Source organism: Aliivibrio sp. A6, assembly GCF_028765505.1.
GTDB lineage: Bacteria > Pseudomonadota > Gammaproteobacteria > Enterobacterales > Vibrionaceae > Aliivibrio > Aliivibrio finisterrensis_A.
The window spans coordinates 1-13,317 of sequence record NZ_JARACR010000004.1 but is presented as its reverse complement, the minus strand read 5'-3'; the positions used below and the strand labels follow the sequence as shown (position 1 = coordinate 13,317).

At 37.5% G+C, this 13,317-nt stretch carries 10 protein-coding genes; 6 read left to right on the top strand and 4 right to left on the bottom strand.

The features are described from left to right. Nucleotides 1–5: 5 nt before the first annotated feature. From ptsH to cysZ, 3 genes are all read right to left on the bottom strand, one after another. On the bottom strand, nucleotides 6–263 hold the full coding sequence (gene ptsH / locus PVK70_RS03445; protein ID WP_005420435.1) for a phosphocarrier protein Hpr: 258 nt from the start codon (nucleotides 261–263) through the stop codon (nucleotides 6–8). Nucleotides 264–582: 319 nt separating this feature from the next. Next, nucleotides 583–1,551 (bottom strand): cysteine synthase A, encoded by a 969-nt coding sequence (gene cysK, locus PVK70_RS03440; protein WP_130047663.1) that lies wholly within the window; start codon nucleotides 1,549–1,551, stop codon nucleotides 583–585. Between the two features lie 129 nt (nucleotides 1,552–1,680). Continuing rightward, the gene (gene cysZ / locus PVK70_RS03435; RefSeq protein ID WP_130047662.1) at nucleotides 1,681–2,439 is read right to left on the bottom strand and encodes a sulfate transporter CysZ; all 759 of its coding nucleotides are present in this window, start codon (nucleotides 2,437–2,439) and stop codon (nucleotides 1,681–1,683) included. A 302-nt stretch (nucleotides 2,440–2,741) separates the two neighbouring features. On the opposite strand from cysZ, the gene zipA reads away from it, so the two are divergent. The 6 genes from zipA to gltX all read left to right on the top strand — a co-directional run bounded on the left by zipA (nucleotide 2,742) and on the right by gltX (nucleotide 11,601). Beyond that, the gene (gene zipA / locus PVK70_RS03430; RefSeq protein ID WP_130047661.1) at nucleotides 2,742–3,689 is read left to right on the top strand and encodes a cell division protein ZipA; all 948 of its coding nucleotides are present in this window, start codon (nucleotides 2,742–2,744) and stop codon (nucleotides 3,687–3,689) included. 91 nt (nucleotides 3,690–3,780) lie between these two features. Continuing rightward, entirely contained in the window at nucleotides 3,781–5,787 is a 2,007-nt protein-coding gene (gene ligA, locus PVK70_RS03425; protein WP_130047660.1) for an NAD-dependent DNA ligase LigA, read from the top strand. Nucleotides 5,788–6,313: 526 nt separating this feature from the next. Next, the gene (locus PVK70_RS03420) at nucleotides 6,314–7,609 is read left to right on the top strand and encodes a porin (protein WP_130047659.1); all 1,296 of its coding nucleotides are present in this window, start codon (nucleotides 6,314–6,316) and stop codon (nucleotides 7,607–7,609) included. Between the two features lie 465 nt (nucleotides 7,610–8,074). Next, nucleotides 8,075–9,181, top strand: coding sequence for a porin (locus tag PVK70_RS03415; protein ID WP_130047658.1), 1,107 nt, complete (start codon nucleotides 8,075–8,077; stop codon nucleotides 9,179–9,181). A 78-nt stretch (nucleotides 9,182–9,259) separates the two neighbouring features. Further along, nucleotides 9,260–10,024 carry a YccT family protein gene (locus PVK70_RS03410; protein WP_130047657.1) on the top strand — a complete coding sequence of 255 codons (765 nt, stop codon included), beginning with the start codon at nucleotides 9,260–9,262 and terminating at the stop codon, nucleotides 10,022–10,024. Between the two features lie 149 nt (nucleotides 10,025–10,173). After that, a complete protein-coding gene (gene gltX / locus PVK70_RS03405) occupies nucleotides 10,174–11,601 on the top strand; it encodes a glutamate--tRNA ligase (RefSeq protein WP_130047656.1) in 1,428 nt (475 codons plus the stop codon). A 125-nt stretch (nucleotides 11,602–11,726) separates the two neighbouring features. Here the strand turns inward: gltX and PVK70_RS03400 are convergent, their stop codons facing one another. After that, a complete protein-coding gene (locus PVK70_RS03400) occupies nucleotides 11,727–13,133 on the bottom strand; it encodes a tetratricopeptide repeat protein (protein WP_130047728.1) in 1,407 nt (468 codons plus the stop codon). Nucleotides 13,134–13,317 lie beyond the last annotated feature (184 nt).

Genomic DNA, 13,317 nt, shown 5'->3' with positions numbered 1-13,317 from the left:
GCTGATTAGTGCAGCTCATCCATTAGTTTAACTAGGTGGTCTACTGCTTCTTTCTCTTGAGCGCCTTCAGCAGAGATAGTTACGTTAGTACCTTTAGTTAGACCTAAAGTTTGAAGTTTGAAAAGGCTAGTAGCACTTGCACTTTTACCATTAGAAGTAACAGTGATTTTTGCATCAAAACCTTTAGCTTCTTTAACGAACTGAGCCGCTGGACGAGTGTGAAGGCCGTTTTCTGCAGTGATTACTACGTCTTGTGAATACATTGTGTATACCCCGATTTATATTTTATGTTGAATTAATGTCGTTAACCAATTCGGTTTGCGAATGTACTTTCGCATATCATAGACTCAGAAACAATCTATCTTCAATCAAATAAGTTAACGGCAGTAATTTATACATTCTTTCTTATTTTGTCATATTAAGTTGCCTTAATACTGATACTTTATACTGGATTGTAATTATTTTACACCTAAAAATAAAGTGGTTTGATTATTACTAAGGAGGGAAATGAAATCAACAAAAAAACCCCAGAAGGGGCTTTTTTGGCGTAAAAATTGATTTGAACACATAGATATTACAAAATTATTGCTCATTTTCCTGTTCTGTAAACAATCCTGCAAAGAGTGCTGTACTTAAATAACGTTCACCTGAACTTGGTAAAACAACAACAATTTGCTTATTTTTAAACTCAGGAAGTTCTGCAATACGGTTAGCTGCTACAACAGCAGCACCTGAAGATATGCCAGCTAAAATACCTTCTTCTTCCATTAAACGACGAGCCATGGCAATTGCGTCATCCGAGGTAACCGCTTCAACACGGTCAATCAGCGTAAGATCTAAGTTACCAGGAATAAAGCCAGCACCAATCCCTTGTATTTTGTGAGGCGCAGGTTTGATCTCTTCACCAGCAAGGGCTTGAGCGATAACTGGAGACTCTGCAGGCTCTACAGCAACAGACAGAACGGCTTTATTTTGAGTGTGCTTTAGGTAACGACTTGTGCCTGTTAGTGTACCACCAGTACCTACACCAGCAACGAATACGTCTACATTACCTTCTGTTGCTTCCCAGATCTCTGGCCCTGTTGTTTTTTCATGAATCGCAGGGTTGGCTGGGTTATTGAATTGCTGAAGAAGTAGGTACTTACTTGGGTCGCTTGCTACAATTTCTTCTGCTTTGGCTATTGCACCACCCATACCTTTAGGCGCTTCGGTTAATACAAGGTTAGCACCTAGAGCTTTGAGTAGTTTACGGCGTTCAAGGCTCATTGAAGCAGGCATTGTTAGTGTTAATTTATAACCACGAGCAGCAGCAACAAAAGCCAGAGCAACACCTGTATTACCTGATGTCGGTTCAACTAACTCAATCCCTTCTTTTAGCGTGCCCGCTTTTTCTGCTTCCCAAATCATATTTGCGCCAATACGACACTTCACGCTAAAGCTAGGGTTACGAGCTTCTACTTTTGCTAATACGTTGCCGTTACTAACACGGTTAAGACGTACAAGAGGTGTGTTGCCAATAGTTTGAGAATTATCTTCGTAAATCTTTGTCATGATCTGTTCCTTCATTTCACGTAACGCGTGATTCAATATGGACTAAATTTTTGGTGACTCATTTGAGTAACTCGACCTACTTAGAATACGAAGAGTTTCTTAAATGAGAAAGGATCAAAAGGTTATAAGTTATGGATTAATAGCTTTATGTGTATCACGGTAAACATCAACCCACATAGCGGTTGCGCCACAAACTGCGATAGGCATAACAAATAGGTTTAAGATCGGAGTCATCGTAAAGAGAGTAACGAGTGAACCAAAAGATAAGCATTTACCACGTTTGGTTTTTAGTTCATCACGCATGGTTTCAAAAGGGACTTTATGGTTATCAAACGGATAATCACAATATTGAATTGCCATCATCCAAGCGGTAAATAAAAACCATAAAATAGGCGCTATACTTTGACCAATAGCAGGGATAAAGAAAAGAATAAACAAGCCAAGCGCCTTCGGGATATAGTACTTTAGTTTTTGCCATTCGCGCTTAAAGATCCGTGGTAAATCTTTTAATGCGTCGAAAACACCACCACTTGGCGCAGGTTGTCCGGTTAACTTTGCTTCAAGATGTTCGGAAAGTAAACCATTAAAAGGCGCCGCTATCCAGTTAGCGATAGTACTAAAAAAGTACGAGAAAACAGCAAGAATACTAATAACAATTAATGGCCACAATAAATAGGAGAGCCAATCAAGCCAACTTGGAATTTGAGCTAGGATCTGTTCAATCCATCCGCCAATTTGATTAAATAGATAAAAAAATGACCCACCTAATAACGCAATATTGATTAAAAGAGGGATAAAAACAAAGCGTCGAATACCTGGCGTCATCGCCAAAGATATCCCCTTTAAAAAATATTGTACGCCTGATTGAGTTTGCTTATATGTATTCATTATCCGAATTTATACTTATGTATCATGTCTTCACTATACTCAAAAATGGGCATAAATAAATGCTGTTATTGCAGTTTATGCCATTCTAAATAGTTCAAATGTAAGATTTATGTCACCACTTTCATTTTGTTATTCAAAAATAGGGGTATTATTTGGTACATTACCAATAAGTAGTGGTAGATTATCGTTTATGGATAAACTACCTTAATAGTAGTTGAGAGTAGATTTCCCTTTTTATGTTCCTTTTATGGGATAAAAAACACTAGGGAAGTTCAATAAAGCAGAAGAGCAGAGAGTTAGCGATGCAAGAATTGCGATTAGTGTTGATACTTGTTGGGGCATTAGCCATTGCGGCGTTATTGTTTCATGGCTTATGGACAAGTCGAAAGGAAACAAACTCAAAATTTGGGAAAAAAGTAGACATAGATTTTGATATTGATGAAGAGCAACCTACACCAGAACGTAGCTTTGCTAAATCTAAAGATGACATTGCTGCGCCAAAAGAAAGAAAAGAACCTGCATTTGCTCGTGAGGAGCCTGCTTTTTCAAATGATCCTCTTTTCGATTATGAAGAACAAATTATTGAATCCAATAAACCAGAACCAATAAGCGAGCCGTTTATTGAGGAACCTGTAGTTCAAACCAGTAATAAAGTTATTGATGAACCTACTGTTACTGTTAAAGAGGAACCAACGATTTCATTCTCAGCGATTGATGATGCGGTTGTTGCGCCAAAAGAAGAACCTCAAAGTATTTCTCAACCAGAAGAGGTTACGGTTGTAGTACCTGAACCTATTATTGAGCCAATTCAAGAACCAGAGCCGGAACCTGAAGTTAAAGAAGACGCAATTATTATTAATGTACACGGAATGGGAAGTGAGCGCTTTAATGGTAGTCGATTATTTAATAGTTTAGAGCAAAACGGCTTAGTATTTGGTGATATGGCTATTTACCATCGTCATTCAGATCTCTCAGGAGCGGGTAAAGTATTATTTAGTGTGGCGAATATGGTTTCTCCTGGTCACTTTCAAGTACCAGAAGGCGAAGAGTTTTCTACTCCGGGCATTTCCTTTTTCTTACCTTTGCCTTGTCATGGCGAAGCTGAGCACAATTTTAAACTGATGCTACAAACAGCACAGCTAGTGAGTTCAGAGTTAGGTGGTAATATTCTTGATGAGAAGCGAGATATGTTGACACCAAATAAGATTGATGAATATAAGCAGCGAGTAAAAGTTTTCTGCGCTAAATAGATCGTCTATCATAGTATTATTGTGAATTGAGAAAGGCTCTTTATGAGCCTTTTTTTATTTTTAGAAAGACAGAACAAGAAGTTGATGAATCATGACTATTGAACAGACCTTAGATCAGCTAAGACAGCAATTGAATTACCACGCTTATCGATATTATGTAGAAGATAGCCCAGAGCTGCCTGATGCAGAGTATGATCGTATGATGCAGCAATTGCTTTCTATTGAATCTGAACACCCAGAACTTGTTACTGTCGACTCTCCAAGTCAACGCGTTGGTGGTGAAGCTCTTGATGGCTTTACCCAAGTTCAACATGAAATTCCAATGCTTTCTTTAGATAATGCTTTTAATGATGAAGAATTAGCAGCATTTGAGAAAAGAATGAATGATCGCCTTATCTCTAAACCCGTTTCTCTTTTTTGTTGTGAGCCTAAGCTAGATGGTCTTGCAGTAAGTCTACTCTATGTAAATGGTAAATTAGTACAAGCAGGAACTCGTGGTGATGGTGCTACAGGAGAGAATATAACCGAAAACGTAAGAACGATTCGTTGTATACCATTAACACTGCAAGGCGAAGGCTGGCCAACGCGATTAGAAGTTCGTGGTGAAGTCTTTATGCCAAAAGCAGGGTTTGACGCGTTAAACGAGCGAGCATTAAAGCGTGGTGAAAAACCGTTTGCAAACCCACGTAATGCAGCTGCAGGTAGCTTACGTCAATTAGATTCAAAGATAACAGCAACACGTCCATTGAGTTTTTATGCTTATAGTGTCGGTGTTATTGATGGCGGCGAATTAGAAAAAAGTCACTATCAACGTTTTGTTCAGCTTAAAGGCTGGGGCCTACCTATGTGTGAAGAGACAAAACAATGTCACTCTTTAACAGAAGTAAAAGCCTACTATAAAGACATTCTAGAACGTCGAGATGCATTGAAATATGAAATCGACGGGGTTGTAATTAAAGTTGATGACATTGAACTTCAAGTGCAACTAGGCTTTGTTGCTAGAGCACCTCGCTGGGCAATCGCTTATAAATTTCCAGCTCAAGAAGAATTAACGGTTTTAAATGATGTGGAATTCCAAGTCGGCCGTACAGGGGCTATAACCCCAGTGGCAAAACTGGAGCCGGTTTTTGTTGGTGGGGTTACGGTAAGTAATGCTACGTTACATAATGCTGATGAAATTGCACGTTTAGGTGTTCATATCGGTGATACGGTTATTATTCGTCGTGCGGGTGATGTTATTCCGCAAATAGTATCAGTCGTCGAAGCTCGTCGCCCTGTGGACAGTAGAGCCATTGTTTACCCAACTAATTGCCCCGTTTGTGATTCTAATCTTGAAAGAATCGAAGGTGAGGCGGTGACTCGTTGTGGAGCTGGGTTAGTCTGCCAAGCACAGCGTAAAGAAGCACTAAAGCATTTTGTTTCTCGTAAAGCACTCGATGTTGATGGTTTAGGCGATAAAGTAGTAGAGCAATTAGTTGATAAAGAAATGGTGGAGACTCCTGCGGATTTATTTAAGCTTTCAGCGGGTGTCATCACAGTATTAGAACGAATGGGGCCAAAATCAGCTCAAAATGTGGTGGATGCATTAAACAAAGCCAAAGCAACGACCTTACCTCGATTTTTATATTCGTTAGGCATTCGAGAGGTTGGTGAGGCAACCGCTGCAAACTTGGCCGCTCATTTCTATACATTAGAAGCGGTTCAAGCGGCTACGTTTGAGCAATTAATAGAAGTGAGTGATGTAGGTGATATTGTTGCTAAACATGTTTTAAACTTCTTTTCAGAACCACATAACCAAGCGGTAATTGAAGACTTGCAAGTAATGGGAATTCATTGGCCTGAAATTAAAGCGCTTGATGAATCAGTGCCGCAACCATTAGCGGGAAAAGTGGTTGTTCTTACTGGTACACTTCATAAACTAAAACGTAATGAAGCTAAAGCGGCTCTACAGGAACTTGGTGCAAAAGTGACAGGCAGTGTTTCTAAAAAAACCGACATTCTTTTTGCAGGTGAAGCTGCTGGCTCTAAATTAGCAAAAGCTGAAGAGCTTGGTATTGAAGTGATGAATGAAGAACAGTTAATTGAGTTATTAAATTAACAATAAAACAGCCATTCATTAAATAAAAGGAGCTTAGAGCTCCTTTTTTTATATCTGAAATTAATGGTTTTCATTGTTTGGTATAACTTAAATTTTTTGTATCGACACTTGTTGTAACTAATTATATGGTTCGATCAACTGTTTTCAAAATAAGGTGATACTCGTCGCATTGAGTATTTTTTTATATTTATAACCTACTGTTTTAGCTTTGAAAGCTGTTTTTTGATGTTTTTTGATCTATTTAATTTGATCTTAATCACTAATGCGAAAGAAGTTTGCACTCGCTCATATTTTTTTTATGAAAAATTAAGTTTTTGTTTTATGTTTTTTTAGCTGGGTTTAGTCTTAATTACATGGATGCACAGTGTGTATGCAGGAAAAAATATAAGGTAATTACGATTTTTAAATTTTCCTTTTCTTATTTAAAAATTGTGTGAATTAGGAGAGTTATTTATTGCTTTCGGCGGCCAACTTAAAGCCAGTAGATAACGAACACAGCTATATCCATTTTTAGGAGTTTTATTCCATGGAAAACAAATTTTTTAAAGTATCAGCAATTGCAGCTGCACTTACAGGAGCTTTAGTTGCCCCACAAGCGATGGCTAATGTAGAAAGTGCAGCTGGTGGTGAATACGTCGAAGTAATTAATGAATTTATCGAAGGTTCAACATTATCTGGATTAATGGTTGTTGATACACGTTACCGTTCTAAAGATACAGGTGATGGTTATAAAGCAGGCCAAGATTATTCAGATTATAACGCAGTTTTAGATTTTAAATCTGGTTACCATGATGGTTGGTTAGGTGCAGATGTTGCAGGTTATTTCTCAGGTTCATTATACAATAACACAGGTTGTAGCGAGATTACGCTTTGTGATGGTTGGGATCGTAGTCAAGACTCACTTAAACTAACTACTGCAGCTTTAAAGTTTAAAACTGGTGAAGTTATTACTAAGGTTGGTTATATCCAGTCACATGGTATAGGTACCGTTGGTAATGTATGGTCATTTGTTCCTGGCACATATCGTGGTGCAAGTGTAGTTGCTCCAATTGGTGATTGGACATTAGGTTATATATTTGCAGATGACCATAGTGCACCATGGTGGGAAAATACATCAGAATCAAGTGTTGATCCTGTAACTGGTAAGTTTAATGGTGAAAATGCATTTAATAGCCTTCAGTCTATTGGTTTAAATGGTCAAGTTGGCCCTGTTGCACTTAATATGGGTTTAGGCTACTCAAGTTTAGGTCATGGTGAAGATAGTACATCATATAAATTTGCAGCTAAGTATGCCATTACAGATACTGCATCGATTGCATATGATATTTATGGGATTCAAGATGATACTCGTTTCGATGGGGCAGGTATAACGCAGGGTGTTTCCTATGCTCAAAGTTTTGGCTCATTGACGTTTAACTCTGAAGCTCGTTACGTAACATCGGATAATGATGCAGCGGTTGCTCCTAGAACAGCAGGCGCTTATGGGTCGAATAATGGTACATTTAGTCAATATTGGAATGCATTATCAGATTGGGATCAATCAAATCAATTATCTTGGTATAACAAAGCGTCATATAACTTTGGTAATGGTTGGTTTGCAGGTGCAGGTGTAGCTGTAAGTACTATTGATAATGACGTTTCTGGTTATGATGGTGAATATGCTGTTAATGGTGATATTGGTTATTCTGTGCAATCAGGTAGTTTGAAAGGTTCAACTCTTAAACTACACGTAACACAATTAACGCGTGATATGACTGATGGTTCTGATTACGATTGGAGTGATGTTCGTCTGCAAGTATTTATTCCATATAACTTTATGTAATAACATTATAAGACAAGAGATAAAGCGAACTTAAGTGTTCGCTTTTTTTGTTTATTAAAAAAGTGAAAGAAGGAGAGAGTATTTTCCTTCAAAGAAGATAAACGAGTGCGACTTAGTTCGCACTTTTTTTTTATTTAAAATAAATAGTTATAATTTTAGCTAAATTCAATGTGATCTAGATCGACTAAAATTGCATAAATGTGTGCTTTTTTTGAGATTTTTGTCTCTTTTGTTTTATTTTCAATCAGTGAGTTATATTTTTGAGGGATATTAAGCTATTGATATTTAAGTGTTATATTTTTTTATAAATATTGATATTTGAGGTGCGTCACTCAAAAAACGTAACTATATTTTCTTTGTGAAAAAACATTGTCATAGTCCACTCCAGACAACAAATCTAGTGCATGGTTCATTTCGGCGACCAAGTTAAATGACTGTGCATTACTTAATTAGTTAAATGAAGGAATTATGACTATGTTCAAGAAAACACTTTTAGGTGCTGCAATTACTGCTGCTACATTAGTTTCTGGCTCTGCAAATGCAGCGATTCAACTGGCTGGCGATGCGGTTCAAGTATACGGCCAAGCTGCTGGTTTTATGACTGTTATTAACGATAGTGACTCTGAAAATAGTGCAGGCGCAGTTATTGAGTCTCGTATCGGTTTCCGTGGTACGGTTGAGTTTGAAGATTTTGCGCCAAACTTAATTTGGCAAGTTGAAAGTGGTGATGCTAACAACAATGGTGCTGGTGCATTCGGTGTGCGTGATACGTTCGTAGGTTTAGATTTTGACGGTGTTGGTTCATTCAAATTCGGTCGTCAATTAGTAGCTGCTTATAACTATGTTGATTATCCTCACACTAACCCTGGTTTGGGAAATGTATTTGACTGGAACAACGACCTTGGCGTTACGTTTGAAGACCGTGCTGATAATAACTTAAGATTTGATTCTGCTAACTTCGGTGGTTTTAACTTCCAAGCGACATTAAGTGGAATGTCAACAACGACAGATGCAATGGTTGCGAGTATTGCAACATCTTATACTCAAGATTTATTTAGCGTTCATGCTGCTTACTATACTCGTGGTGAATATACATCTTTAGCAAGTGAAGAACCAAAATATATAATTAATGATCAAGGTCAAGTAGTAGGTAATCCAAAGTATGTAAAAGGTGGGGCTACAACAACTCATTATGCTAATAATTATGCGATTGTTGGTGGTAGCATGTTCTTAGGTGATGTGACATTAACCGCTGCATACAAAATGATGGAAACAGATACAGCTACAGGCACTAATGGTCAAGATGCTGTATCGGCAACAGCTCAGTATGTACTTAACAATCAGTGGGTATTTAAAGCTGGTTACTCTATGACTACTGATGCTGATAAGGATGTTTTGAAAGGTGACGGCACAGTAGCTACTAAAAAAGAAGATACGGGTGATACAGCAATCACTGCTCGTTTAGGTTATTTACTACCAAGCACATATTTATACATCGACTCTCGTAACTATAAGATAGATAACAAAGATTGGACTAATTCAATCTTAGTTGGTGCTGAATACTACTTCTAGTCAGTACATGGATTAAATAATTTATTGGCGGGCTTCATATCATGATGCCCGCTTTTTTCATTTAAGGAGTACTTCAAGATGAAAAAAATAGCTCAAATATTAGCAATTACTTCTCTGTTTAGTTGTTCAGCTGCAATGGCAGAAGTGAATGTGGAGTTAGATAATGATATTCATATCGTTGCAATAAATGGGGAATCTCTAGGTTTTACTCTTTTGAAGGATAGTGATTTAGAACTACAAAATGGAGTGAACCAACTTGTTGTAAGAATTGAAAAATTGATTACTTCTGAATATGGAGAAAAAGAAAAATATAACTCAGTACCAGTTGTTATGACATTTGATGCAAGTGATTTGAACCTTCAGTTATCTGCATCGAAGAATATTAAAAATGTTAAAGAATCGATAGTATTTAATAAGAACCCTATATTTATCTTAAAAGAGCCACAAGCGAAAACTGGATTGCTTGTAGAGCAAAGTATTTTACCTAGTGCGGGAGGCTTTACTCGTGATTATGAATTAGAAATTGCTCGTTATAATGTGAAAAATAATATAGCGCTATCTGATATATCTGCTGCTGTGTTGGAAGTAGAGAATAAAGATAAAATTCAAACGGTAGAGAACGAAAATAGTATTAATACCATAGCAATGGTTGAGCACTGGTATTCAAAAGCATCAGGAAAAGAGAAGGAAGAATTTACCGAATTAGCTTTCCAATCACGTAAAAACAACATTAATTTAGACGAAGAAAATAACTCTAAAGCATTAGATATGATGGTACATTGGTATAATGAATCTACCACAGAGCAAAAGAAGAATGTTATCTCTTGGCTTTTTGAGCAATAAATAATGAAATCATTGCTAAGGCGTTAATTTAGATAATACGGAACTTAAAGTAACTCAATCATTGTAGAATTACCTTATAGTGCTAAAATAGCGCATAAATTATGTGGTGCTGACAGATTCAGCTCAACCTCTTCAAAAAGGTAATAACAATGACGGTTAAAACTCGTTTTGCTCCAAGCCCAACAGGCTATCTTCACGTTGGCGGTGCACGTACTGCACTTTACTCATGGCTTTTTGCTAAAAACCAAGGTGGCGAATTTGTTCTACGTATTGAAGATACGGATCTAGAGCGTAACTCTCAAGAAGCGGTAGACGCAATCATTGAAGGTATGCACTGGATGGGTATGGAATGGGATGAAGGTCCTTATTACCAATCTAAGCGTTTTGACCGTTACAACGAAGTTGTTGACCAACTGCTTGCTGCAGACAAAGCATACAAGTGTTATGCATCAAAAGAACTGCTAGATGAAATTCGTGCAGAGCAAGAAGCAAATAAAGAAATGGCTCGCTACGATGCAAACCACCCTAAAATTGTTGAAGCTAATGCTGCGGCAAAAGAAGGCGATGCGTGTGTTATCCGCTTCCGTAACCCTAAAGAAGGTTCGGTAGTATTTGATGACCAAATCCGTGGTCGTATCGAAATCTCAAATAGCCAATTAGATGATTTGATCATCCGTCGTACTGATGGTGCACCAACCTACAATTTCGTAGTAGTGGTTGATGACTGGGATATGGGTATTACTCAAGTTATCCGTGGTGAAGATCATATCAATAACACACCTCGTCAAATTAACATCTATGAAGCATTAGGTGCTCCAGTACCTAAATTTGCACACTGTGCAATGATCTTAGGTGATGATGGTGCAAAACTGTCTAAGCGCCATGGTGCGGTTTCAGTAATGCAATACCGTGATGAAGGTTACCTACCAAATGCACTAAATAACTACCTAGTACGTTTAGGTTGGTCTCATGGTGACCAAGAGATCTTCTCACAAGAAGAGATGATTAACTTATTCAGTTTAAATGCAGTAAGTAAATCAGCATCAGCGTTCAATACTGATAAGCTTCTATGGTTAAACAACCATTACATTAAAACATCAGAGCCTGAGTACGTTGCAAAATACTTACAATGGCACCTAGATCAAAAAGAGATCTCTTTAGAGAATGGTCCAGCAATTACTGATGTAATTAAACTGGTCGGTGAGCGTTGTAATACGCTGATTGAATTAGCAGAACAATCTCGCTACTTCTACCAAGACTTTGAAGAATTCGAAGCTGGTGCTGCGAAGAAACACCTACGTGGCGTAGCAAAAGAGCCGCTAGAGTTAGCATTAGCAAAAGTTGAAGCTCTAGAAGAGTGGACAACTGAAAATCTTCACAATGTGATTGAAGAAGTATGTGCTGAGCTAGAAATTGGCATGGGTAAAATAGGTATGCCATTACGTGTTGCAGTTACAGGTGGCGGTCAATCTCCATCGGTTGATGCGGTAATGCAATTGATTGGTAAAGAGCGCGTAGTTGCTCGTATCAAAATGGCATTAGCGTTTATTGCTGAGCGTGAAGCTAACGCACAGTAAAAATAAATGATTACATAAATAAACAAAGCCGTTGGACTAACCGTTCAGCGGCTTTTTTATTTACCACTACAAATAATGTGATATTTTAACAAGCAAGAATGATCAAATACTTATGTAGATTGGTATTACCTACAGTGGTTGCTATTATCAGTTAGTGGCTTAACTGCCGTACTTTTGTTCTTTAGCCAATGACTAGAGCGTAGAGTTATTGCAAGAAAAACCATAGCAATGATAATTAGGATTAGAACGAATAAGTATTTATTTTGATTGAAATTTAGTTGTTGATTAGTTTGTTTTTGTAAAGTTTCAATCAATGCCCCTTCTGTTTTAATTACACTATTTCGAAATTCAAGTGCTTCGTAGGCTTTTCGAGTGTTTTTAGCGTAAATTAGATCTAGAGTTTCTCGATACTTTTTTTGAGCTTCTAGCGCATCTTTGTAGTCCTGAGTAAGTTCTTGAATTTTCGATTGAAATAAATAGGAGTTAGCGAGCTCTATTTGGTTTTGTGCCGTTTTTGATTTTTCTATAGCGATTTCTATGTACTCTAACGCTTTATTTGGATTTTGATACTCTAAATAGATCTGACTAAGAGATTGATGGATATTAATTGTTAGAGTGGCATTCGATTTTCTTTCTTGTGCTTTTAAAGCAAGTAGTAGGAACTCAATAGCTTCATCACTTAATTCTTTTTTATGAAGGATACTCCCCAGAGTATAATAAGCCAGGGAAGTAGAGTAAGTATGTGTTGATTCTTGTAAGCCCTCTAACGCAGAGCGAACAAGGCTTTCTGCTTTATCATATTTAGCCAATGTTAAATTAATTTTGGCTAATAAGATCTTTGATTGAGCTATTTTTTGAGGAATATTCCGTTTTATTCGAATATCCAGCGCTTTTTTTCCGTACTCTTCAGCCCTGCTTAAATGACCCATATTTAGCAATAAAGTTGCAATATTTGAATAACTGGTATCATTAATATCATAAGGCTTACTAAAACTGAGGGCTTTTTCATTAGCCGTGAGTGCCGCTTCTAGGTTACTACTGCCTTGATAACTTAACGCGAGTAAGCGATAGGCCCATTTGATATCAATATAATGGCTGCTGGTTTTTTCTAACTGCTTGATACTTGATTGGCAATAAAATTCAGAAATAAAATAATTACCGAGAGCAAGATTAGTTTTGCACTGTTTTAACAAGAGTAATGCATCTAAATCAGGATCATTGAGTGTTGCTGCCGTGATTTGTGCTAGCTTAATGGTAGCTAGGGTCTTTTCTTGCTCTCCTTTATCATCAAGATCCATTGATTTTAGAATTAACCATTCAAGCTTTTCATAAGGATTTTTACTGTGCTCAGAGGTTTGATGGGTATAACTATCCCCACGGCGCGTGACAAAACCATGAATGCGGGTCGCGACATAAATACGTTCAGCACTGGGAGATATCGTTAAATATACCTCTTTAAGCATAGCTAGTGCGCTGTGTGGAGAGGCGACTCTATTGTGATGATATTGTTTCTGCCACTCTTCATCCTCCATTTGTGTTTTAGCGGATAAAGAAAAGTTTATTAGCAGTAAGCCACTAATAAGCAAGCCAAATTTTCTTAGCATAATATATAATTAGTATTTTGTTCTGATTGTATGGAAAGAATATCGCAAGAGAAGTGGAAAAACGAGGGACGCATAACTCAAAAAGAAAAGAAACCACATAAAGCTGTGGTTT